Raw genomic sequence first — 23,332 nt, forward strand, 5'->3', positions numbered from 1 at the left:
AAACTGCGCGCTAAACTATTATTCTACTTCATTTTACCGGTGGAAAAGCACCCCCTAAAAATGCAAAACCCACCCTAAAATTGCTTATAGGGTGGGAAAAAAATTGCTATGAAAAAGAAAAATTATCACTAAAAGATTAGTGACGAATCAAATATATACAAAATAATTTAATTAGGTCGATAATCTTATGAAAACATGTCTTTCACCTTCTCAAAAAAGGACTTGTCTTCCTTCTCCGGATTCGGCTGAAAATGGTCGTCAGACCGCATGTTTTCAAAGAATTCCTTCTGCTCCTTATTCAAAGATTTTGGTGTCCAGACATTTACATGAACAAGGAGGTCTCCTGTACCATAACTATTCAGGCTAGGAACTCCTTTTTTACGTAATCTCAATATCTTTCCACTCTGAGTTCCAGGCTCGATCTTGATGCGAACTTTTCCTGTAACTGTGTCAATTTCTTTTGAAGTTCCCAGTGCCGCATCAGAAAAACTTATGTACAGATCATAATGCAGATTATCACCTTCACGCTGTAAAGTTGGATGGGGTACTTCTTCAATAACAACCAAAAGGTCTCCTGCCACTCCATTACCTCCGGGAGCTTCATTTCCTTTACCCGAAACCTTCAACTGCATTCCATCCACAACACCAGCGGGAATCTTGATTGAAACCGTTTCTTCGCTTGTCAACATTCCGTGAGCGTCAGCATTAGCGGGTTTCTTATCGATCACCTGACCCGTACCGCCACAAGTGGAGCACGTACTGGCCGTTTGCATTCGTCCTAATATGGTATTCTGAATTCGGGTTACCTGTCCTTGCCCGTTACAGGTACCGCAAGTCTGGTAGGTAGTTCCCTGAGCGACTTTCTTTCTTTTAACCTTTATCTTCTTATCGACGCCGTTCGCGATCTCTTCAAGAGTAAGCTTTACGCGAATCCTGAGATTACTTCCCTTTACGCGTCGCTGACCACCTCCAAAACCACCGAAACCACTAAAACCGCCGCCACCGCCGAAAGCACTTCCGAAGATATCCCCAAACTGACTGAAAATATCATCCATATTCATGCCTCCACCGCCGAAACCGCCACCTTCAAAGGCCTGGTGGCCGTATTGATCATAGCGTGCTTTTTTATCAGGGTCACTTAGCACTTCGTAAGCTTCCGCAGCCTTCTTGAACATTTCCTCTGCCTTGGCATCGCCCGGATTTTTATCGGGATGGTATTCTATGGCTTTTTTGCGGTACGCCTTCTTTATCTCAGCTGCCGTTGCATTCTTGGAAACACCCAGTATGTCGTAAAAATCCTCTTTCATCTCGTTATTGTCCGATCACTACCTTCGGGTAGCGAATTATCTTATCTCCCAGGGTATATCCTCTTTCGATCACATCGATGATCTTACCCTTCATATCATCGGAAGGAGAAGGTATCTGTGTTACTGCTTCGTGAATTTCAGCATCGAAAGTATCCCCGTTTTGCGTGCCAACAGGTTGTAATCCTTTCGACTTTAATGTTTCACGTAATTTGTTGCTGATGAGTTCTACACCCTTGAACAGACTGTCATCTTCCGATTTCTCGATCTCCTTCAACGCTCTGTCGAAATCGTCGATCACGGGTAGCAGGGCCACCATAACTTCTTCGCTGGCCGTCTTGAACAGCTCGATACGCTCCTTGCTGGTGCGCTTCTTGTAGTTTTCAAATTCGGCAAAGAGACGGAGATAACGGTCCTTCTCAACCTGGACTTCTTCGGAAAGCTTCTCTAATTCACTTTTCCCTTTGTCCTTAGCTTTCTTTTTTTCTTCTGAAACGGTCTTTTGATCCATCTCCAATTCTTCTTCAGCCACTGCCGTTTCTTTTTTACTCTTTTTACTCATGAAAATTGTACTTTTTCAATGCATTAATGCGGGTGCAAAAGTATTGCCATTTCTGCTATAATGCCAAAATGTCACAAGATTATTTCAGAAAAAATTCAGAAACTATAACTAAAGTAGATCCTGAAGTGCACCATCGAGATGGGGAAAGTTAAAATTGAATCCTTTGGTCTCCAATTTCTTCGAACTAGCCCTTTGCCCATCCAATACGATATCGGCCATTTCTCCCAGTATTATACGAAGTACAAAAGAAGGTACATTCGGCAGCCATATCCGTTTTCCAAGGGTCTTTGCAATTTGGTGTGTGAGTTCTTTATTCGTGACGGGATTCGGAGCAACCGCGTTGTAAACACCCTCCCAGCCTTTTTTTGTCATATCGAGGTATAGCTGCACCATATCACCAATGTGAATCCAGGACTGCCATTGTGTGCCTTTTCCCAGTGGTGCACCAACTCCTTTGCGAATGGGAGCCGACATCTCCTTTAAAGCACCGCCTTCGGTAGATAGTACGATGCCGGTGCGAACCACGGAGACTTTAATACCGAGATCCTCGAATTTATGCGCTGCCACTTCCCAGGCTTTTACTACTTCGGCTAGAAAACCATCATCGGTCTTAGTAGTTTCTTCGGAATGTATCTCGTCGTTTGATGGATACAGGCCCACCCCGCTGGCAGAAATGAAATGCTCAACATTGTTAGGGTTGTTCTTCAGAAAAGAATACAGGAGATCTGCCGATTTGAGTCGGCTGTCAATGATCTCCTCTTTATAGGCCTTGGTCCAGCGTTTGGAAACGGTTGCACCTGCCAGGTGAATGATGGCCGAAACCCCTTCCATGGCCGCTGGATCGAGTTCATTATTTGACGGGTTCCAGTAAAATCCTTTGTAGTTTTCTTCGGAAACTATAGCGTTCTTCCGTGTAGTGAGGTAATGTACGGTATGCCCTTCGCTCTGAAAGGCTTTGCTAAGTTGAGAACCAATGAGCCCGGTAGCTCCGGTTATAAGGACTTTCATAATTTTTTTCACGAAATTAGTTCAATTCAGAAGGAATATCAATCTAATTAACGGAAGTTTAGGAAGGCTTAACGGCTCGCAGCATCTCGCGTTTTCCGGGAGGCCCGGGAAGGCGTTCCACTTCAAAACCAACCGCCTGCATGGCACGTCTTACACTCCCTTTCGCCGAATAGGTAACCAATACTCCACCGGCTTTCAAGGCGATGAACATTTTCCGGAAAATGTCTTCGGTCCACAGTTCGGGCTGTACGCGAGGTCCGAAAGCATCAAAATAGACGAGGTGATAGCTATCTATTTCGTTAATTTCTGAAAAGAACTTTTTCTGTTTCAACAATTGAAATTCCGAAGTTAGATCACATGGCTGCTCCCAGTGGAGTTCGTGCATCCTTCCGAACAATTCGGTAGCACCGGGCACAAGTTCGGTGTAGTTTAATTTATCCACCTCCTCCATGGCGACCGGGTAGGCTTCTACCCCGGTGTAAACAACAGAGATTCCTATGGTTTGAGTTTCAAGAAGCGTTAGGAAGGCATTCAGACCTGTCCCAAAGCCAATTTCAAGTATGTTTAGGGATTGATTTGGGAAGTGCTTCAGACAATGATCGAGGCCTGCTTCGAGGAACACGTGTTTGGCTTCGGCTATAGCACCGTGTTTAGAATGGTATTGTTCATTCCATTCCGGAAGATGGATCGTTATGGATCCATCTCCGGTGATAAGGAATTGCCGTTTCAAAATTCTATTGAATAAGGAGTTTCTTGATTCGGGGAATTGGCCCGATACAAGTTGTATTGTGACAACTAATGCACAGGTTTATGGCACTGTTATACCTGTCTTCAAGTGGAATCTCACTTTCCTCATCATAGATAATTTTCTGTGTCTCTATGAAATGGTTGGAAAAGAGTTCGAAAAATTCGTCCCGGTCTGTTGGGTCTGTCAGTTTCGCACTATATAATATCTCAAACTCTTCGGGATAAGATCCCAGGGTATCACCTTTAAGGATCCTATTCTTAAGTTCCTCGTTGTATTCATACATGAAATTCATGTGATTCGCCATTTCAGAAGGAACATATACCTCCATATCTGCAGGTTTCACCACAGAAACAACAGGTTCTTCCACCTTAGAATTACAAGAAATTAAAAGGAGAACAGCAGTGCAAAAGAGTAAAAATCTCATATTACATTTTCACAAGGACGCCGTCGGCTTCAAAGGAAAGAGTTCGCTTCACCTCGGTGATGGCATCAATCTCTTCCTGCGTTTTACCTGCATCTTCTGCATAATGCTTTTGATCTTCAACAGACATTTCAGAAACAAATGCCTTCCCGTTCATCACTACTTCGTTTAAATCACTCTCCGCCAGGTTTTTGGGCATAAAGAAACCGTAATCTTTAAAAGTTACCATTACCTCTTCGTCACCCATGGCTACTTTCATCCAGCAACCTTTTTTCTGACAAACTTCATTCGCCTTCGACTTGAATTTCAGAGTAACGGTATCACCCGGTTTCATTGATTCATACTTTTCGGCAGCCATTTCATAGGAAAGAGCGTCATCCATAGAGATTTCGTCGCCGAACGAAGTGTATTCAGCTTGAGCCACTTCTTCTTTACCGTCCATACTTACATCTTTATCCTCTGCATTTTTACATGAAAATACTAGTAGTACAGTGACAATTATCAATAAAATTCTTTTCATTTTAGGTTATCTTTTGTGATTTAGTTATAAGCATAAAATATACGGCAATTTTATGAATTTTTTACGTTTTAAATGCTTATTTTTTTACCTAATTTTACACTTTAAACATCCCTTTCCATGAGCATTACGATACCCGCTAATATTTCAGTTGAACAAACTTCAAAATCAAGAATTCAGGACGTTAATTTCAATTCTTTGCAATTTGGAACAGTCTTCACGGATCACATGTTTTGTTGTGATTTTAAGGATGGTAAATGGCAGGATGCCCGTATTGTTCCTTTCGGTCCGATGACCATATCCCCTGCCGCAAAAGTATTTCACTACGGACAGGCGGTATTTGAAGGTATGAAGGCCTATAAAGATGAAAATGGCGGCGTGTTCATGTTCCGCCCGGATGAGAACTTCAGAAGGATCAATAAATCCTCTAAGCGACTTGCAATACCCGAATTTCCAGAAGACTTATTCTTCGGAGCCTTGCACAGAATGCTTGAGATGGACAAGGACTGGATCAAACCCGGATTGGGCAATTCGCTTTACATCAGGCCGTTTGCTATTGCCACACAGGTTGGAGTTTCCGCCTCCGCTGCAAATGAATACCGATTCTATATTATTCTATCTCCGGCGCAGGCCTATTATACCGGTGAGGTAAAAGTGGTCTTCTCTGAACATTACAGCAGGGCCGCCGATGGCGGTGTAGGTTTCGCTAAGGCAGCCGGTAACTACGGCGCCCAGTTCTACCCTACCAATCTTGCGAAGGAAAAAGGCTTTAACCAGGTGATTTGGACAGATTCGCATACCCATGAATATCTTGAAGAAGCCGGTACCATGAATATTTTCTTCCGAATTGACGACACTCTTCTTACAGCTCCTACCAGCGATAGAATACTGGATGGAGTGACAAGAAAGAGCTTGCTGAAGCTGGCAGACTATCTCGGTATCAATGCTGAAGTGAAACGCGTGAGAGTAGACGAGATCAAGCAGGCACATCGCGAAGGGCGCCTGATGGAGATCTTTGGAGCTGGAACGGCGGCGGTAATTAGTCCGATAAGCGCTTTCAGCCATGGAGATGAGACCTTCGATCTGCCCGTGCTGGAAGATAGCTATGCCTCGATGTTCAAACAGAAGTTAATGGACATTCAATACAACCGATCTGAAGATCCATTTAACTGGAGACACCAGGTGTGTTAAGTTCAGCATAACAACTATCAAATAACAAATAAATTACAAGTATCAAATTCCATTGTTCAACGAATTATGATCATTGGTGTTTGCTTATTATTTGTAGTCTGATTAATTGAGATTTGTTATTTATCCAGTATACTCTTGAGGTCCGGCTTGAAGTAGTTAGGTCCTTTTAGCACTTTACCGTCTTCCCTGTAAATAGGCTTACCGTCCGCTCCCAGCTTGCTCATATTGCTGCGCTGGATTTCCTCAAACACCTCTTCAATCTTGTGCTGCATGCCGTGTTCGATAATCGTCCCACAAAGGATGTAGAGCATATCGCCCAGGGCATCGGCCACCTCAACAAGGTCGTTGTCATTGGCTGCTTCCAGGTACTCTTCGTTTTCCTCCCTCATCAGCTTGTAGCGAAGCAAGTTTTTGGATTCTCCCAGGTCTGCAGTGGGTGTATTTTTTATTCCTAATCCGAAAGCGGAGTGAAATTCGTGTACGGCGGCAATTTTGTCCTTCATAAAGTGGGTTTAAGGTTGTATTTTTGCAGCTGTAAAACTACGAATTTTATGTTCACCACCGGCCAACTTATCTTTGCCATTTGCTTTGTGATCGCCTTTGTGATCATTATGATCTTTGCCTACAAGCGCGACAAAAAACTTCACAAAAAACACTATCGTGGCAGCCTGTGGATCCTGGTTGGATTCCTTGTTTTTGTGGGCCTCTTACTAATGGCGAAGTGGTTGTTGAAACAATAAAAAACCTCCCTGCTTCCACAAGGAGGTTTCGTTATTAACACTAAAATTATCCTAATCTAAATACCCATACTCCTTGGAGTAATTGAGCATTTGCTCTTCAAAACTTCCAGGTTGTTTGATAGTAAATCCGGTTATTTCACCAGTGTCGTCTGTATCAGGCACAATCACAGGATTTACAAATCCACTATAAGGCGCAGACTTGAACTTGCTGTTACGATCAAGAACCTGTTTGTGTAATTCCTGATCTACCTTCACTCCGTAGTCTTCTACCAGGGCCTTAGCCGCCTCGTAGTCACCTTCCGAAGTAATTCTTTGCGTCTCCCTCAACAGTCTACCGAAGATCTCCCTTAGCTTGGTGTAATCCTTAATATCGTAGTGGGTATTACCGTCACGTGTGACCTTTTCGATCACGCCGTCTGCCTCTCCTTGCTCAAACGCCCAGGCACTTACCCACTGCCGGTTGCGCATGTGAGATTCTTCCACATCGTCACCCAACTCCAATCGAACGAGCTGTGTGATCAATCCATTTCGGATGTACCCGTCGTAAGCCGCTTTTCCGGTGGCTTCCCAGTCTTCTACCAGGCCTAGTTCCTGTAACTTCGGATCCATTAGGTAGTACAATCCGAATAGGTCGGCACGACCTTCCTCGATAGTTGATTTATAACTCTTAAGGGTCTCCTTCGGAGTACCAACGCCGGGATTGATCTGCCCGGAAGCATGTCCTACCACCTCGTGTAAGGCAGTGTGCAATTTATCGGCCAACTGACCGTATTTCTTCTCAAGTTCAATTTCTTCCTCATCGTGAGCGAATTCCTGAAGTCGGCCACTACCACCCGCATTGTTGTAAGCGTCAATAATGTTTCCAAGGGAAACCGACTTACTTCCGTGGTTCTGACGGATCCAGTTATTGTTTGGAAGGTTCACACCAATCGGAGTAGCTGGGGAAGCATCTCCCGCTTCTCCGGCTACGATCACTGTCTTGTATGAAACTCCTTTTACTTCTTTCTTTTTGTGCTCCTCCATCAAAGGTGAATTGTCCTCGAACCACTGAGCTTCTTTAGACAATACAGCCATCTTTTTCGACATGTCGAAATCCTTGATCTCAACGATGGTCTCGTAAGATCCTTTATAACCTTTTGGGTCGTTGTACACTTCGATAAATCCATTGATCCAGTCGATATCACCTTCCGTAGAATTCACCCAGGCTACAGCGTAATCGTCCCAGGTTTCAAGGCTTCCTGTTTTGTAGTATTCCACTAGAAGACTAAGTGCTTTCGCCTGATTCTCGTCTTCAGCAACACCTTCGGCTTTTTCTAACCAATAAATGATCTTATCGATGGCTTCGCCATATAGGCCACCACTTTTGTACACTTTTTCAACCAGCTTGCCATTTTCCTTAACAAGCTTAGTGTTCAGTCCTTTTTCAATAGGCTCATTGGCATCCACTTCAATAGCTCCGTAAAAAGCTTCTACGTCCGCCGTAGTTACATCTGGACCGTAGAAGTTGATGGCACTTTCGAGTACTATATCGGCATCCTTGGATAGGTTTACTTTCTTCGAATCCTTGTCGTTAAAGATCACATCGAAAGCTTCGCCTTCAAGGGTGGTATTTGTTGCTGTAAGGATCTCCTGAAGATATTCAGCAGAAAAATCAGGCTTTAGCTTAGCTGTACTGTAATGATGGTGAATTCCGTTTGAGAACCAAACTCTTTTCAGGTAGACCTCGAAGTTTTTCCAGTCTTCCGAATTTTTATCTCCATCGTATTTGGTATACACATTTTCCAGGGCCTTTCTGATAGTTAGGTTGTGACGGTAGTTCTGAGCCCACATGATATCTCTTCCCGCTAGTCCAGCTTGGGTAAGGTAATACACCAGCTTTTGTTCGTCCAGCGAAAGATCTGCCCATCCCGGGATCTTGTAGCGTAACACTTTCAAGTCGGCAAACTGGTCAACCTGGTAACTGAAATCATCGGTGGCGACCTCTTCCACTTTCGGCATTGCATCCTCTTGCTTCTTATCCTCTCCACATGAATAAAACAGCATCCCGAAAAGGGTGATCGCTATAAAAAATCTTAACTTCATATTATTGGTTTTTTATTTACGCAAATGTAGCAAATCATTTCCTCCTTTTAAAGATTTTAGGCGCGTATAAAATTGATTATCTTCGCTTAAGAAACCAACGCCTATCCAAAATGAAAATCTTAAAGTACATCCTGTTCTTATTGCTGATTGTTATCATTGCCGGTGGAATTTACTTCGGAACCCAGGACGGTAATTATGATGTGGCAAAATCGAAAGAATTCAATGCACCCGCAGCGGTAGTCTACGATAATGTAAAGGATTTTAAAAGCTGGAAGGAATGGGGGCCATGGTTAGAAGAGGACGAATCCATGGAATTTACTTATGCTGAAAAAACCGAAGGTGAAGGGGCCAGCTATTCCTGGAAGAGTGAGAAAGCCGGAGATGGTTCTATACAAACTGTTAAAGTGGTACCCAACAAAGAGATCGATCAGAAGATCACTTTCAACACGCCCATGGGCGATTCCGAAAGTGATATCTACTGGCGTTTTGAACCTTCTGAAACAGCCGGTAAATCTAAAGTTACCTGGGGGATGAAAGGTAAGCATTCGTTTATGGAAAAGGTGTTCCTGGCCTTTCAAAGTGAGGATTTCGAGACCAGCCTGGGCGACATGTACGCAAAAGGACTGGACAACCTGGAAGCCGAAGTAGAAGAGTCTATGAACGCTTATGAAATTACGGTAGACGGTATCACTCGTCATGGAGGCGGATTCTATATGTACAATACTACCTCATCGAAAATTTCTGAGATCGGCTCTAAAATGGCCCCGATGTTGGGCCAGGTCTCAAAATTCATGAGCGAGGGAAATATTAACGCAGCAGGCATGCCATTCACTATATATAACAATGTGGACCAGGTAAACGGCACCGTGATCTTCTCAACGGCCATACCCGTTACTTCTGAAGTAATTACCCCTCCCGGAAGCCCTGTGCTTTGCAGCTATATGGCTCCGTCAAACGCCCTCAAGACCACCTTGAAGGGCAAATACGAAAATCTTGGGGAAGCGTACGAAAAGGCTAATGCCTATCTCACAAAGAACAACCTGGTAGCAGACCCCTCCAGAAGCATGTTCGAGATCTATGCGAACGATCCGGGCGAAGTACCTAATCCGGCTAATTGGATCACCGAGATCTATATCCCTGTAATTACTCCAACCGCTCCAGGATTTAACTAATGAAGCAAGTTCTTCTCGTATTTCTCGGAGGTGGTTTAGGAAGCGCATTGCGATACCTTGTGGGTCGCTGGACAGAAGATACTTTTGCCGTGTTTCCCTTCGGAACCTTCCTTGTGAATATTATAGGCTGCCTTATTATTGGAGCCATCATGGGGGCGAGTCTGAAATTTACATCGTTCTCACAGAATACGGTGTTGTTCGTGGCCACGGGCTTTTGTGGTGGATTTACCACCTTTTCTGCCTTCGCTTACGAAAACTATGCCTTTCTGAAGAATGGAGACTATCTCTCTTTTTCGTTGTATACCTTCGGAAGTTTGGCACTTGGCTTCGGGGCGGTGCTCATCGGACTATGGCTCTCCCGACTTATTTAGTTTTATCATAATCTTTTACACCCGCTTCAATTCGGATGAAGAGGTCGTTTTCCCGTGGTGGGATCGGACAGGAATAGCGATCGCTATATACACAATACGGATTGAAAGCCTTATTAAAATCTAGGTAGAATTTCTTTTTCTTCGGAATGGGGAACTCGAGATAACGTCCACCCCCGTAGGAACCATCTCCACTGGTCAGGTCGGTAAAAGGAACAAATAGAATGTCTTCATCCGATTCATTTCCCCTGGGATCGCGATAGAGATTCAACTTGAGTTCTTTACCGTCGATCTCAAAATGTGCTTCCCCGTATTTTACGTATTCGGCTAGTCGTTCGGTACTGGTGCGAAGAAAGAAGGGTTCTTCATCGGGAGTTCGCACCAAGGTCGCTTTAACACAGAAATTTAAATCAATAGGATAAACCTCAAGTTCTGTAAACGATGCGATCTTGTTGTACTTGAGTGGAGACGTTTCCGGGTTGCGGAATCGCTCATTCTCAGAAGCGTGAAAGGCTTCGATTTCACTTATCAATTTTCGTTTGCTCTGGGCAAACGAAGGAGCTATTATCAGTAAAGCCAAAAGCACGAACAGCGTTCTCATATCGGGATTTTAAGTAAATATACATATTCAACTTCAGAAATAATTCCTACTTTTAACATTCAGACACAGAAAATGAAAACCAATACATATATCGTACAAACCACAGAGTTCGCTCAAAGAGGAACCTACCGGAGATGTATGTATTGATCTATAATAAGATAATAGAATTCAATTGAAAAACGTCCCGGCAATAACCGGGACGTTTTATTTTTAATAACATCCAACCAATAATGAAAAGGCTCTTTGCTTCTTATATCAACAATTTCACGGGATTGACTCGTGAGATCTGGTATTTGTCGCTGGTTACATTTATCAATCGTGCCGGGGCTATGGTGATTCCGTTTCTGTCGTTATACCTCGTAAACGACAAAGGATTCACCTTGCCGCAAGTGGGTTGGATAATGTCATTTTATGGACTCGGTTCCCTTGCCGGGACCTATGTGGGAGGCCGACTCACGGATAAGATCGGTTACCACAAAGTAATCGTAATGAGTCTTTTATTTGGCGGACTCGGGTTTATTTGTATTCAGTTCTTAAGCGGTCTCTACGCTATTTGCCTGGGCATATTCGTTGTGATCTTCCTGGTCGACTCCTACCGTCCGGCAATGTTCGTGGCTTGCGATGCATATAGCAAACCCGAAAATGTTACCCGGAGTATTGCCTTGATCCGACTAGCAATCAACCTCGGCTTTTCTATTGGCCCGGTGATAGGGGGATTAATCATCGCAAGTATAAGTTACAGTGCACTTTTCTGGATAGACGGGCTTACTTGTGTGCTGGCATCCTGCCTATTGTATATTTTACTAAAACCAAAGCGCGTAAGCAGGAAAGAGGAAGTTAAAGTTGAAATCAAGGAAGGACTGCCACCTTTCAGAAATTTCGCCTATTTGCTGTTCTTTTTGATCATGATCGCCAATGGCCTTATGTTCATACAGTATTTTTCGGTTATGCCCCTCTACTACAAAGAGGTTCATTTCCTTTCTGAAGACCTCATTGGCGGACTCCTCTTTATCAACGGGGCCATGATCGTGGTTCTGGAAATGCCTCTGGTTGGTTGGCTGGAACGACTGCAGGTTACAAGGACCATGGCAACATTCTGGGGAATCGTATTCCTCGCTCTGAGTTTTATAGTATTGAATCTAAGTAGCTGGACCGGAGTACTCGTTATTGGTATGATACTCATGACCCTGGGTGAAATGATCGGTGCGCCTTTTGCAAATGCACTGGCTCTGTCGATGTCACCCAAAGGAAGAAAGGGTGCTTATATGGGCGTGTATAGTATGAGTTTTTCACTCTCTCATATAATTGGCCATAACGGGGGAATGAACCTGGTAAATTCTTATGGATACGATACCACAATGTATACTATGTTCTACGCATTGATAGTAACAGCTGTGCTCACATTGTTTCTTTATCGATTCCTGAAAAAATCTCCTAATTTTACCTCTTATTGATAAGGTCATGAGAAAATTCATTGTTATTCTTTTTTCCTTCGGAATGATTAGCTGCGGAAACGTTGCCGAAGAGAAAACACCGCTTGAAGAAGCTTCGGCAAGCACACAGAAGTCCTTTCCCAAACTGGACCCGAACAGCTACAATGTTGCCTTTCTTATCATGGAAGGTGTCTACAATACCGAACTAACTGCGCCCTACGATATTTTTCAGCACACTGTCTTCCGGGATAGCATAAAGGCCATGAACGTATTTACGGTTGCAAATACAGATGACCCAATTACAAGTTTTGAAGGACTGCGAATACTACCGGATTTTAACTATCTGAAGGATTCCATTCCACCTATCGATATTCTGGTGGTCCCCAGTGCCGAATATCACCTCGACACCGACCTTGAAGACGAAGCGATGATCGCCTTTGTTCAAAGGGCAGACAAAGAGGCAATGTTCGTTACTTCGCATTGTGACGGAGCATTCGTGCTTGCCAAAGCGGGATTACTGGATAACTCGGTGTCTACCACTTTTCCAAGCGATATCGATGCGATGCGCGAGATGTTTCCTAAGCTTGATATTCGGAAGGATGTACTGTTTGTGCATGATGGCAAGTATATCACTTCGGTAGGTGGAGCGAAGAGTTTTGAGGCGGCACTTTACCTGTGCGAACACCTTTACGGAAAAAAGATTGCGGAATCACTGGCCGACGGATTGGTTATCGATTGGGATCTTTCACTTTTGCATTACATTGTGGTCGACAGGCTTGATTGAAAATGGAATCAGATAAACCGTTTCATACATATGTTGATCCTTTATCTAAAGTAATAAAAATTTAACTATCTTTCTTTTGTAATCAACTAACAATCAACCAATGCAACATTTCCACTTGATCCGTCCGATAATTTCTAAATTTTTGTTACTCGTCATCATACTCTTCTCAAGTTGCCAAAAAGATGATTCCGCAGAACAATTAAACGAACCAGATCCAGCACAGGTCGATGGTCGATTTTCTGTCGCCATTAGTTGTTCTGTAATCTCTCCTCCAGCAGAAGTAAACCTGAATAGCTATTACAAAAAATACATCAATTGCAACGGAATTCCCGTGATTGGCTCGGAAGATGTACCTGATGAGGCGCTTGAAATTGCCAGTGAGACAATCAATTTTCTTCTTACCAACCTTACACAAGTTCGCAACAAGTTAATCCTGGATGGCAACTACGTAGCGCTCTATCCGGAAGGAGGGAGTCTGGCAAGTTTGCCAGAGAATTTCCCTATTTCAGGGAGTGCCTCTACGGGCAGTTACACCTACGGCCCTGATTTGAGAGCAGCTGCGAGTGATGTTACAAGTTTGCTGTGTAAGCCTGAAGGAGGAGTTGGGCACACGCTCGTACATGAAATGGGACATATGATCCACCTAGGAGGATTTCGGCAGCTTGACGGCAGTTTTCAGAGTCAACTTAATAATGCTTACAACAATGCCCGTTCCAATGGCTTATGGGATAATACGTACGCTGCCACCAATGCTAATGAATATTTAGCCGAGGCATATACCATTTGGTATGGTGTGAATTGGATTGGTCCTGAAGGTGGAGATGGCGTCCGAAACGACATAGGGACACGGCTTGAGTTACAAGGATACGATGCTGGTATTCACGGCTTGTTAAATGCTAACGTCAACTCATTAACTAATATCCCCGGCTGCAGGCTACCAGTTCAATCCGGAGCATCTGCCAATTGCCCCTCGACAATATCCGACATTGACGGCAATGTATATGAAGTCGTAAATATCGGTCCCATGTGCTGGATGAAAGAAAACCTGAGAACGACACGATACAGAAATGGCAATCCGATTCCGAATATTCAGGATGGAGGTCAGTGGCAAAATACATCTATCGGTGCATGGGCACATTTTGACAATGACAGCGGGAATGATGCCGTCTACGGAAAATTATACAATGGGATTGCGCTTGTGAATCCAGCCGGATTATGTCCGGAAGGATGGCATGTACCATCCATCCAAGAACTGCAGGATCTTGTTAATTATGCAGGGGGCGACCATAAGTCATTTAATCTTCGATCTACTCAAAACTGGGGGGATAACCCTCCAATTCCCGGTACGAATACTTCGGGATTCAATCTGTTTGCCGGAGGCATCAGAACAGCAGATGGGGGATTCAATGGTTTGGGGTCACGGTCAAATTTAGGGTCGGTTACCGCGGTGTCTGATGCCAACAATTATTCGAAAGCCATATTCGACAACCACGAATTTGTCTTCACCGATAATATTCCGAAGAATACGGGATACACCTGTCGTTGTATCAAGGATTAAATCAGGATTGTACACTGCGCAAAGGTGTCACAGGATTGTTCTCAATCACTTGTGACAGCACGATTTGCGTTTTTGTTTCACCGTAAACAATGAGTTGATCGATAAATGTTTCCAGGTGGTTTTGGTTCTTTAACACGACTTCCATCACGATATTCTCGTTGCCTGTTATCCTGTAACAATTAAGTACCTCATCGTACTCTTTTACTTTCTGTAGGAACGGTTTTAGCTTCCCCATAAAGGCCCGAAGAATAATTATGGCTTTTAGCTGATAACCCGCCTCATAAGGCGATACCAAAGTTTTGTATCCTAAAATGAGTCCGGAGTCCTCCATCTTCCGAATTCTCTCAGCCACTGCCGGTGAACTTACTCCCACTCGCCTTCCAATCTCGGCATTTGATAACCGTGCATTCTCCTGTAAATAATTGAGAATCTTCTGGTTTAGCAAATCAACTTTCATTTATAAGTTTTTACTGAAAATTATTTAAATATTAAAGTAAAAATAAACATTTAATTTAAATTCAATACCTAAATCCCTTTCGTTCGTAGTAAATTTGAGTAAAATAAAAATTGCTTGCTCCAAAATGTATCCTAGTTTTCCAAATAGACTACCGCATTCGCCTATCTACCGAAAGGCGCAGGAGATTTTTACCCTATCGCGACATATTTCTAACTACCTGACAGACGACTTAGCTGTGCTCCGGGAAGATGGAAATGAAGACCCGAATATTTACTTCGGGGGAGATATCGTGCAGCAGTCGGTTTCCCTTGCTCCGCAAATACTCAAAGCAGAAAGCGAACCCTATGCAGAGCAGAAACACAAACACGCAGCTTCGGTAACGCGACTTGTGAATCGTATCCACAAAAACTGCGAGCGCCTTGAACGCGCCAACACCAACGGAAAGGATTTTCTTCCCATCCTACGAGGGGAGATCAAAAAATTCAGGAAACTGCAGCGCAGGTGGATGCTTACGTTCTAGTCTTCCGTTAATTATTCAGATTTAGATAATACAAAATGTAGTTCTCGGGATAGCACCATCCCATTGTTGATGCGTTGATTCGAAACGTATCACATCCGACTTTCAACATCTTCCGAAGCAAATAATGTTTGTGATGGAAGACCGGCTTCCGACTTCAAACTTCTACCCTTCGACTCCGCTCAGGATAAGCGACTCTCACACTATTGGATTCCCAAAAAGTGGTTCTATCGAGATTCTTCTATAAACTTCATAAAAGATCCTTCGACTACGCTCAGGATAAGTGACTCACACACTTTTTCGTTCCGAAAAAGTGGTTCGCTGCTTACATATTCCGTCTATATTGTCCACCTACATCAAAGAGTGCACTGGTAATCTCACCCAGGGAACAATACTTGGTGGCTTCCATCAACTTCTCAAACAAGTTCTCATTCTGAATTGCAGCCTGCTGTACTTGCTTCAGAGATTCCAACGCTTTTTCCTGGTAGGTCTTGTGAAGATTATTCAGCGTAGCAATTTGCTGTTGTTTTTCGTCTTCTGTCGCCCGAATCACTTCCGCAGGAAGAATGGTTGGAGAACCTTTACTGCTCAAGAAGGTATTCACCCCAATGATAGGAAACTCACCTGTGTGCTTCAAGGTTTCGTAATACAGGCTTTCTTCCTGGATCTTGCTTCGCTGGTACATGGTTTCCATAGCACCTAGTACTCCTCCTCGCTCGGTAATTCGGTCGAATTCCTCAAGCACAGCCTCTTCAACTAGATCGGTAAGCTCTTCGATTATAAAAGAACCCTGGATTGGGTTCTCGTTCTTGGCGAGCCCTAATTCTTTATTGATGATCAGCTGGATCGCCATGGCTCTTCGAACACTCTCCTCGGTTGGGGTAGTGATCGCTTCATCATAGGCGTTGGTGTGCAGCGAATTACAATTGTCGTATATGGCGTATAGCGCCTGTAGCGTAGTTCGGATGTCGTTAAAATCGATCTCCTGGGCGTGAAGTGACCTTCCTGAAGTCTGAATATGATACTTCAGCATCTGCGCCCTTGGATTCGCGCCGTATTTGTTTTTCAGTGCTTTAGCCCAGATTCTCCTAGCAACTCTGCCGATCACCGAATATTCAGGATCGATCCCGTTACTGAAGAAGAACGAGAGGTTTGGACCAAATTTATTGATGTCCATTCCTCGGGACAAATAGTATTCAACATAGGTAAACCCATTGGAGAGGGTAAACGCTAATTGTGTGATCGGGTTGGCACCTGCTTCTGCAATGTGATAGCCGGAAATAGATACAGAATAAAAGTTCCTAACACTGTTGTTAATGAAATAATCCTGTACATCCCCCATGAGTCGGAGGGCAAATTCAGTGGAGAAAATACAGGTATTCTGCGCCTGGTCTTCTTTGAGTATATCCGCCTGTACAGTACCTCTCACCTGGTTAAGGGTCTCAGCCTTGATACGCTGATACACATCGGCGGGTAAAACCTGGTCACCCGTTACACCGAGAAGGATGAGTCCGAGACCGTCATTCCCTTCCGGTAATTCGCCTTGGTATCTGGGTCGTTCACTGCTCTTCTCTTTATATATTTTCTGAATCTTCTTTTCCACTTCTGCTTCCATTCCCTGCTCGCGGATGTACTTTTCACAGTTCTGGTCGATGGCAGCATTCATGAAGAAACCGAGCAACATTGGTGCAGGGCCGTTAATGGTCATACTCACTGATGTCATGGGATCGCTAAGATCGAAACCCGAATACAACTTCTTTGCATCGTCCAGACAGCAAATAGAAACTCCCGCATTACCGATCTTACCGTAGATATCCGGCCTGTGATCCGGGTCATTTCCGTAGAGAGTTACACTGTCGAAAGCTGTCGACAATCGCTTGGCTTGCATCCCCAGACTTACGTAGTGAAAACGTCTGTTGGTGCGTTCAGGACCACCTTCGCCGGCGAACATTCTTGTGGGGTCTTCTCCTGTTCTTTTGAAAGGATACAGTCCGGAAGTATATGGAAACTCTCCCGGAACATTTTCCTGCAGGGACCAACGCAGTATGTCTCCCCAGGCCTCGTATCTAGGCAGCGCAACCTTAGGAATCTGGGAATGTGAAAGTGATTCGGTGTGGGTTTCTATATCGATCTGTTTGTCACGAACCTTAAAACTATAGACTGGCGCCTTATAACGGGCAACCTTTTCATCCCAACCGGTGATCACCTCCCAATTGTAAGGATCAAGGTTCATTTTTACACGATCGAATTCACCTAAGAGTAATTTCAGGAATTGTTTGTTTTCTTCTGAACTAGCTTCGGAATTGAATTCGAGTCCGGTTTTGGTCATTTCCGGCTTAGCATCGAGGACCGATTCTATCGTCTTATATATTCCGAAGAGCTTTTGAGCCACCTTCACCTGTGCTTCAGCAGTAGTATCGTAGGCTCGGTTGTTTTCGGCGATCTCCGACAAGTACCTTGTCCGAGCCGGTGGGATCACAAAAATCTTCTCCGACATTTCGTCACTTATCTGGTAGTTGCTTTCCAGCGCACTGTCTGTCTTCTCGTTCAGCAGGTCCATAACCGCTTTGTACAGCTGGTTCATCCCCGGATCATTGAACTGGGATGCAATGGTACCATAAACCGGAAGGTCGTCCTGCGGGGTATCCCACAGATTGTGATTCCGCATGTACTGCTTCTTCACATCGCGCAGGGCATCCAGCGATCCTCTTTTATCAAACTTATTGATAGCCACCAGGTCTGCAAAATCGAGCATATCGATCTTTTCAAGCTGGGTTGCAGCTCCAAATTCAGGAGTCATTACATATAATGAGACATCACTGTGTTCCAGGATCTCCGTATCACTTTGGCCAATTCCTGAAGTTTCCAGGATGATAAGGTCGAATTCGGCCGCCTTGATTACTTCGATAGCTTCCGAAACATATTTTGAGAGCGCGAGATTGCTTTGTCGGGTAGCAAGACTGCGCATATACACCCTGGGAGAATTAATAGCATTCATCCTGATACGGTCTCCGAGGAGTGCGCCACCGGTCTTACGCTTGGAAGGGTCTACGGAAATTAAACCAATGGTTTTTTCAGGGAAGTCTAAAAGAAACCTCCGAACCAGCTCGTCTACCAGTGATGACTTCCCGGCTCCTCCGGTTCCAGTAATACCCAGAACAGGCGTGTTAATGTCTTTATTCTTGTTGTGTATCTCGTCCAGGGCTTCTTTGGCGATATCAGGGAAATTTTCAGCAGATGAGATTACCCGCGCAATTGCACCAGGATCTCGGGAATGTAAGCGGTCGATCGCACCATTTAATGAGTCTCCAACAGGGAAATCGGATTTCTCCACCAAGTCGTTTATCATACCCTGCAGCCCCATTTCACGGCCATCGTCCGGAGAGTAGATCCGCGCAATACCATAATCCATGAGGTCTTTTATTTCATCGGGTAGGATAACACCTCCACCACCACCGAAGATCTTGATATGCCCGGCCCCTTTTTGCTGGAGGAGGTCGTACATATATTTGAAATACTCATTATGACCACCCTGGTAGGAGGTCATCGCAATAGCATTCGCATCCTCCTGAATCGCGGTATTCACTACCTCTTCCACGCTTCTGTCGTGTCCCAGGTGTATAACTTCAACCCCTGTGGATTGAATAATTCGCCGCATAATATTTATGGCAGCATCGTGGCCGTCAAACAGCGAAGCTGCTGTTACAATTCGAACTTTATTCTTGGGCTGATAAGGAGCGGTTTGCTGCATTTTTAATTTCAGTTAGAAATTCAATGGCAAATTTACGAAAAACGTAATAAAAATAGCCTCAGAGCGCGAATTTGCTAAGGGTTAAATAATTTTAATTTTTTTTTAACAAAAGAAATATTTTGTATATTGCAAGTTCAATATTAAACAACAAATAACTTATTTATTATGAAAAAAATTTACTTTTTAGCTTTAGCATTATTTGCTTTTACTTTTGTAAATGCTCAAATAATCGATGACAGCATGGAGTTCTACACCCTAGGTGAAATGGGAACTCAGAATCCAGGAACTTGGTCAAGTTGGACGAATGACGGTGGTGCATCTAACGATGGATTTGTAGTTGTAGACACTCAAAGTAATTCAGGTGACCAATCAATTGTTGCCGTAGCAGATGAAGGTAGAGACCCAATGCTACTGCTAGGTAATCTAACTTCTGGAGACTACACGTTAAGATGGGAATTCTACATCCCTACAGGAAAAGAAGGATATTTTAACATTCAAGGAGAAGTTCCTGCAGTTGGAACAGCTCTTAGTGGAGTTTGGAATTCAGGTGACATCTACTTCAACGAAGGTGGAAGTAACCCAGGAGCAGTTTCTGATACTAACGGAGACATGTCTATGTTGAGTTTCCCACACGATGAGTGGTTTACATGTATTCTTTACGTAGATATCGACAACCTTACTTACAGATTGTCTATGGGAGGAAATTCTACTGCTGATATTGCTTTCCAAGGTTCTGGTGATTCAACTCTAGGTGGAATTAACTTCTACCCTGGATCTACTGGTCTTTCTGAAATGTATGTTGACGATGCTTACTTCGTACAAGGTGCTCTTAGTACTACTGACTTCGAAGAAGCTGCTGTAACAGTTTATCCTAACCCAGTGAAAGACATCCTTAACATCAGCACTACTACTGTTGTAGACTCTGTTGTTGTTTATGACGTTCTTGGAAAAGTTGTTCTTCAGGCTCAGCCTGACGCTGTTTCTCCAAGCATCGACATGAGTGCTCTTTCTTCTGGAGCTTACATGGTACAAGTTACTACTGAAAGAGGAGCTAAAACTGTGAAAGTTGTAAAATAAACATCACAATATAGTTTAGAGAAAGCCCTTCAATATTGAAGGGCTTTTTTTTATCTTTATCCGAAATAATCTCCAAACAATGCGACTTACTAAAATTGCTTTCGTCCTTACTTTATTATTTATTTCTACCTCATGCGCCGAACTACAAACAGTGGTAGGCTCCATGCCTGGCGGACAAGGTGGAATAGATCCAGTTATGATCGGTAATGGCTTGCGCCAGGCCCTGGATTTCGGAATTGACAAACAGGTGACCAAACTTACCAAGAGGGACGGTTTTTATAAAAATCCGTTGGTAAAAATTCTTCTTCCCGAGGAATTACAGAAAGTAGATAAAACTTTGCGTGATATCGGACTGGATAATCTAGCCGATGATGGTCTTAGGATACTTAATCGTGCAGCGGAAGACGCGGTAAAGGAAGCAACTCCAATCTTCGTAGACGCAGTGAAGGGAATCACATTCAACGACGCTAAGAATATTTTGTTAGGATCGGACAATGCAGCCACATCATACCTCAGAAACAGAACCAACCAGGCCCTGTACAACAAATTTAACCCGGTAATTCAGAATTCATTCAGTAAAGTAGGTGCCGACCAGATTTGGACGAACATAATCAACAAATACAACACCATTCCCTTTGTTGAAAAAGTAAACCCGGATCTTACCGACTATGTTACTAATGAAGCCCTTAAAGGCGTCTATAAAATGATTGCGGTAGAAGAAAAAAATATCCGAACCAAGATCAATTCACGGACCACTACACTTTTAAAACAAGTGTTTGCCCTTCAGGATAACTAAACGTTAAGTTATTTAACGCAACTGCGGAATATCACTTCGATTTTATTATTGTTTTAACCAGGAGTTCATAAAATTTAGTAACTCCGGGTCCTACCTTTGCAATAAAATAAAGACCGATGAATTGGCTGGAAGAGAATTCCGAGCTTCAGAAGCTCAAAAAACAATATTCAGATCTAATGCGGCTATCCTATGAAATCGCTCTAAAGGATAAAAAAGAAAGTGACCGTATTAATCGCGAGGCAAAAGAAATATATGAGAAGATAATGCTATATCAGGCAAAAGAAAGTTTGCTATAATCTCTGTATCTTTTAAAACTAAACCTAAAAGTATTCTTATAGAAGCTTACTCATCTGTTGTTGCAGACCGGCAGCAGCTTCCCTGGCCTTCTCAGCGAAATCGAACTCACTGGAGGCATAAATGATCCCCCTGGAAGAATTAACCAGTAATCCCACCTGATCATTCATACCGTACTTGCAAACATCTTGTAAACTTCCACCTTGCGCTCCAACACCAGGAACCAGCAAGAAGCTTTCGGGAATGATCTTTCGTATCTCGGCCAGGTATTCGGCCTTGGTCGCGCCAACAACGTACATTAGGCGATTAGAGTTCTCCCATTCTACCGATGTTTCCAGCACTCGTTTGTACAACTCAATACCTCCCACATCTAATGTCTGAAAATCGAAAGCCCCTTTGTTGGAGGTAAGCGCAAGCAATATAGTGTGCTTCTCTTCGTACTTCAGAAAAGGTTCTACAGAATCCGCTCCCATATACGGTGCCACAGTGATGCTGTCGAAATTCAATTCTTTCAGAAAAGCATGGGCATACATGTTTGAGGTATTCCCAATATCTCCTCGTTTTGCATCCGCGATAGTAAAAACCGTTGGGTACTCCTCATTTAGGTAATCGATCGTCTTTTCAAGGGAGCGCCAACCTTTCAAGCCATAGGCCTCATAGAAAGCAGTATTAGGTTTGTAAGCAACCGCCAGGTCGTGTGTAGCATCGATGATCGCCTTATTGAACGCGAACATAGGGTCTTCGTCCTCAAGGAGAAAAGGAGGAATCTTGTTGAGATCCACATCCAAACCTACACAGAGAAAGGATTGTTTTTTTTTAATTTCAGAAACAAGTGTGTCTATCTTCATGCTTAGAAGGTTTCTCCTGCTTCTTTTAATTTCTCGGTATTGCTCACCAACTGAAGTTCATCAATGATCTTCTGAATATCCCCATCGATAATATTACTGAGATCGTATAAGGTGAGATTTATACGGTGATCGGTAACCCGTCCCTGTGGATAGTTATAGGTACGGATCTTTGCACTTCGGTCACCACTCGTTACCATAGAGCCACGTTTTTCAGCGTCTTCTGCTTGTTTCTTAGCAAGTTCAAGATCAAATAACCTGGATCTTAGCACTTTAAATGCTTTTTCTTTGTTCTTATGCTGTGATTTCTGATCCTGGCACTGGGCAACCAATCCCGTAGGTTCATGTGTTAAACGTACGGCAGAATAAGTTGTATTTACCGACTGCCCTCCTGGTCCGGAAGAACAGAAATAATCGATACGCACATCCTTTGGATCGATCTCCACATCAAATTCTTCAGCTTCGGGAAAGACCATCACAGTTGCTGCACTCGTATGCACCCTTCCCTGGGTCTCCGTTTGAGGAACTCTTTGAACTCGGTGTACACCAGCTTCAAATTTCAGTGTTCCGTACACGTCATCTCCTTCCACTTCAAACTGGATCTCTTTAAAACCACCGCTGGTCCCTTCACTGAAATCCACTACACTTACTTTCCATCCTCTACCCTCACAATATTTGGTATACATTCGGTGTAGATCACCGGCAAAAATACTAGCTTCATCACCTCCGGTACCAGCTCTGATCTCCATCACAGCGTTCTTAGTATCTTCAGGATCCTTCGGAATCAACAGGAACTTAATCTCGTCTTCCAGTTTAGGAATCTCAGAACTAGCCTCATCCAGTTGCATTTTTGCCATTTCCACCATCTCCTCGTCACCGCCATCCTTGATGATCTCTTCGGCCTCCTGGATACGCTCGGTAGCGGTTAAGTATGCCTCTCTTTTGTCCATGAGGACTCGCAGATCCTTATACTCTTTATTCAACTGAATATATCGTTTCTGGTCGGAAATGATATCCGGCTGGATGATGAGATCACTCACCTCGTCGAACCTTTGTTTTACTATCTGAAGTTTTTCTAACATAAATCTATCTACTGCTGCAAATTT

At 43.6% G+C, this 23,332-nt stretch carries 24 protein-coding genes; 11 read left to right on the forward strand and 13 right to left on the reverse strand.

The features are described 5' to 3' along the window. Positions 1 to 185: 185 nt before the first annotated feature. The 6 genes from dnaJ to J1N09_RS05285 all read right to left on the reverse strand — a co-directional run bounded on the left by dnaJ (position 186) and on the right by J1N09_RS05285 (position 4,563). On the reverse strand, positions 186 to 1,307 hold the full coding sequence (dnaJ, locus tag J1N09_RS05260) for a molecular chaperone DnaJ (protein WP_265198681.1): 1,122 nt from the start codon (positions 1,305 to 1,307) through the stop codon (positions 186 to 188). A 4-nt stretch (positions 1,308 to 1,311) separates the two neighbouring features. Then, positions 1,312 to 1,866, reverse strand: a complete 555-nt coding sequence (locus J1N09_RS05265; protein WP_265198682.1) for a nucleotide exchange factor GrpE — start codon at positions 1,864 to 1,866, stop codon at positions 1,312 to 1,314. A gap of 108 nt (positions 1,867 to 1,974) precedes the next feature. After that, a complete protein-coding gene (locus tag J1N09_RS05270; RefSeq protein ID WP_265198683.1) occupies positions 1,975 to 2,874 on the reverse strand; it encodes a TIGR01777 family oxidoreductase in 900 nt (299 codons plus the stop codon). Positions 2,875 to 2,932: 58 nt separating this feature from the next. Continuing rightward, positions 2,933 to 3,604, reverse strand: coding sequence for a tRNA (5-methylaminomethyl-2-thiouridine)(34)-methyltransferase MnmD (gene mnmD, locus J1N09_RS05275; protein ID WP_265198685.1), 672 nt, complete (start codon positions 3,602 to 3,604; stop codon positions 2,933 to 2,935). A gap of 4 nt (positions 3,605 to 3,608) precedes the next feature. Next, the gene (locus J1N09_RS05280) at positions 3,609 to 4,046 is read right to left on the reverse strand and encodes a hypothetical protein (RefSeq protein WP_265198686.1); all 438 of its coding nucleotides are present in this window, start codon (positions 4,044 to 4,046) and stop codon (positions 3,609 to 3,611) included. A gap of 1 nt (position 4,047) precedes the next feature. Next, on the reverse strand, positions 4,048 to 4,563 hold the full coding sequence (locus J1N09_RS05285; protein WP_265198688.1) for a DUF4920 domain-containing protein: 516 nt from the start codon (positions 4,561 to 4,563) through the stop codon (positions 4,048 to 4,050). Positions 4,564 to 4,680: 117 nt separating this feature from the next. On the opposite strand from J1N09_RS05285, the gene J1N09_RS05290 reads away from it, so the two are divergent. Beyond that, on the forward strand, positions 4,681 to 5,751 hold the full coding sequence (locus J1N09_RS05290) for a branched-chain amino acid aminotransferase (protein WP_265198689.1): 1,071 nt from the start codon (positions 4,681 to 4,683) through the stop codon (positions 5,749 to 5,751). A 116-nt stretch (positions 5,752 to 5,867) separates the two neighbouring features. Here J1N09_RS05290 and J1N09_RS05295 read toward each other — a convergent pair whose 3' ends face one another. Next, positions 5,868 to 6,254, reverse strand: coding sequence for a nucleoside triphosphate pyrophosphohydrolase family protein (locus tag J1N09_RS05295; protein ID WP_265198691.1), 387 nt, complete (start codon positions 6,252 to 6,254; stop codon positions 5,868 to 5,870). A 48-nt stretch (positions 6,255 to 6,302) separates the two neighbouring features. On the opposite strand from J1N09_RS05295, the gene J1N09_RS05300 reads away from it, so the two are divergent. Continuing rightward, positions 6,303 to 6,491, forward strand: coding sequence for a hypothetical protein (locus tag J1N09_RS05300; protein ID WP_265198693.1), 189 nt, complete (start codon positions 6,303 to 6,305; stop codon positions 6,489 to 6,491). Positions 6,492 to 6,542: 51 nt separating this feature from the next. Here the strand turns inward: J1N09_RS05300 and J1N09_RS05305 are convergent, their stop codons facing one another. Then, a complete protein-coding gene (locus tag J1N09_RS05305; RefSeq protein ID WP_265198695.1) occupies positions 6,543 to 8,573 on the reverse strand; it encodes a dipeptidyl peptidase 3 in 2,031 nt (676 codons plus the stop codon). A gap of 110 nt (positions 8,574 to 8,683) precedes the next feature. Here J1N09_RS05305 and J1N09_RS05310 point away from each other — a divergent pair, with 110 nt between their 5' ends. Both J1N09_RS05310 and crcB read left to right on the forward strand, forming a co-directional pair. Beyond that, on the forward strand, positions 8,684 to 9,745 hold the full coding sequence (locus J1N09_RS05310) for an SRPBCC family protein (RefSeq protein ID WP_265198697.1): 1,062 nt from the start codon (positions 8,684 to 8,686) through the stop codon (positions 9,743 to 9,745). Then, on the forward strand, positions 9,745 to 10,116 hold the full coding sequence (gene crcB / locus J1N09_RS05315) for a fluoride efflux transporter CrcB (protein WP_265198699.1): 372 nt from the start codon (positions 9,745 to 9,747) through the stop codon (positions 10,114 to 10,116). The genes J1N09_RS05310 and crcB overlap by 1 nt, the downstream gene beginning before the upstream one ends. Here the strand turns inward: crcB and J1N09_RS05320 are convergent. Beyond that, complete coding sequence (locus J1N09_RS05320) at positions 10,109 to 10,714, reverse strand: DUF1684 domain-containing protein (protein WP_265198701.1); 606 nt, start codon at positions 10,712 to 10,714, stop codon at positions 10,109 to 10,111. The two genes, crcB and J1N09_RS05320, sit on opposite strands and share 8 nt — an antisense overlap. Positions 10,715 to 10,944: 230 nt before the next feature. Between J1N09_RS05320 and J1N09_RS05325 the strand changes: the two genes are divergently transcribed. From J1N09_RS05325 to J1N09_RS05335, 3 genes are all read left to right on the forward strand, one after another. Beyond that, a complete protein-coding gene (locus J1N09_RS05325) occupies positions 10,945 to 12,168 on the forward strand; it encodes an MDR family MFS transporter (protein WP_265198702.1) in 1,224 nt (407 codons plus the stop codon). Positions 12,169 to 12,175: 7 nt separating this feature from the next. Continuing rightward, positions 12,176 to 12,931 (forward strand): DJ-1/PfpI family protein, encoded by a 756-nt coding sequence (locus J1N09_RS05330; protein WP_265198703.1) that lies wholly within the window; start codon positions 12,176 to 12,178, stop codon positions 12,929 to 12,931. A gap of 100 nt (positions 12,932 to 13,031) precedes the next feature. Further along, positions 13,032 to 14,489, forward strand: coding sequence for an FISUMP domain-containing protein (locus tag J1N09_RS05335; RefSeq protein ID WP_265198704.1), 1,458 nt, complete (start codon positions 13,032 to 13,034; stop codon positions 14,487 to 14,489). Between the two features lies 1 nt (position 14,490). Here J1N09_RS05335 and J1N09_RS05340 read toward each other — a convergent pair whose 3' ends face one another. Continuing rightward, positions 14,491 to 14,946, reverse strand: coding sequence for an Lrp/AsnC family transcriptional regulator (locus tag J1N09_RS05340; RefSeq protein ID WP_265198705.1), 456 nt, complete (start codon positions 14,944 to 14,946; stop codon positions 14,491 to 14,493). A gap of 124 nt (positions 14,947 to 15,070) precedes the next feature. On the opposite strand from J1N09_RS05340, the gene J1N09_RS05345 reads away from it, so the two are divergent. After that, positions 15,071 to 15,466: a hypothetical protein gene (locus J1N09_RS05345; protein ID WP_265198706.1), complete on the forward strand. Its 396-nt coding sequence runs from the start codon at positions 15,071 to 15,073 to the stop codon at positions 15,464 to 15,466. Positions 15,467 to 15,788: 322 nt separating this feature from the next. Here J1N09_RS05345 and J1N09_RS05350 read toward each other — a convergent pair whose 3' ends face one another. Continuing rightward, entirely contained in the window at positions 15,789 to 19,214 is a 3,426-nt protein-coding gene (locus J1N09_RS05350; protein ID WP_265198707.1) for a methylmalonyl-CoA mutase family protein, read from the reverse strand. Positions 19,215 to 19,379: 165 nt separating this feature from the next. Here J1N09_RS05350 and J1N09_RS05355 point away from each other — a divergent pair, with 165 nt between their 5' ends. The 3 genes from J1N09_RS05355 (at position 19,380) to J1N09_RS05365 (ending at position 21,383) form a co-directional block, all read left to right on the forward strand. Next, entirely contained in the window at positions 19,380 to 20,291 is a 912-nt protein-coding gene (locus J1N09_RS05355) for a T9SS type A sorting domain-containing protein (protein WP_265198708.1), read from the forward strand. A gap of 79 nt (positions 20,292 to 20,370) precedes the next feature. Further along, positions 20,371 to 21,087: a DUF4197 domain-containing protein gene (locus J1N09_RS05360; protein ID WP_265198710.1), complete on the forward strand. Its 717-nt coding sequence runs from the start codon at positions 20,371 to 20,373 to the stop codon at positions 21,085 to 21,087. Positions 21,088 to 21,203: 116 nt separating this feature from the next. Continuing rightward, on the forward strand, positions 21,204 to 21,383 hold the full coding sequence (locus J1N09_RS05365; protein ID WP_265198712.1) for a Lacal_2735 family protein: 180 nt from the start codon (positions 21,204 to 21,206) through the stop codon (positions 21,381 to 21,383). 36 nt (positions 21,384 to 21,419) lie between these two features. Here the strand turns inward: J1N09_RS05365 and pyrF are convergent, their stop codons facing one another. Both pyrF and prfA read right to left on the reverse strand, forming a co-directional pair. Then, the gene (gene pyrF, locus J1N09_RS05370; RefSeq protein WP_265198714.1) at positions 21,420 to 22,229 is read right to left on the reverse strand and encodes an orotidine-5'-phosphate decarboxylase; all 810 of its coding nucleotides are present in this window, start codon (positions 22,227 to 22,229) and stop codon (positions 21,420 to 21,422) included. A gap of 2 nt (positions 22,230 to 22,231) precedes the next feature. Then, positions 22,232 to 23,308: a peptide chain release factor 1 gene (prfA, locus tag J1N09_RS05375; protein ID WP_265198716.1), complete on the reverse strand. Its 1,077-nt coding sequence runs from the start codon at positions 23,306 to 23,308 to the stop codon at positions 22,232 to 22,234. Positions 23,309 to 23,332: the final 24 nt, after the last annotated feature.

This window comes from Aureitalea sp. L0-47 (genome assembly GCF_026126405.1).
Taxonomy (GTDB): Bacteria; Bacteroidota; Bacteroidia; order Flavobacteriales; family Flavobacteriaceae; genus Pukyongia.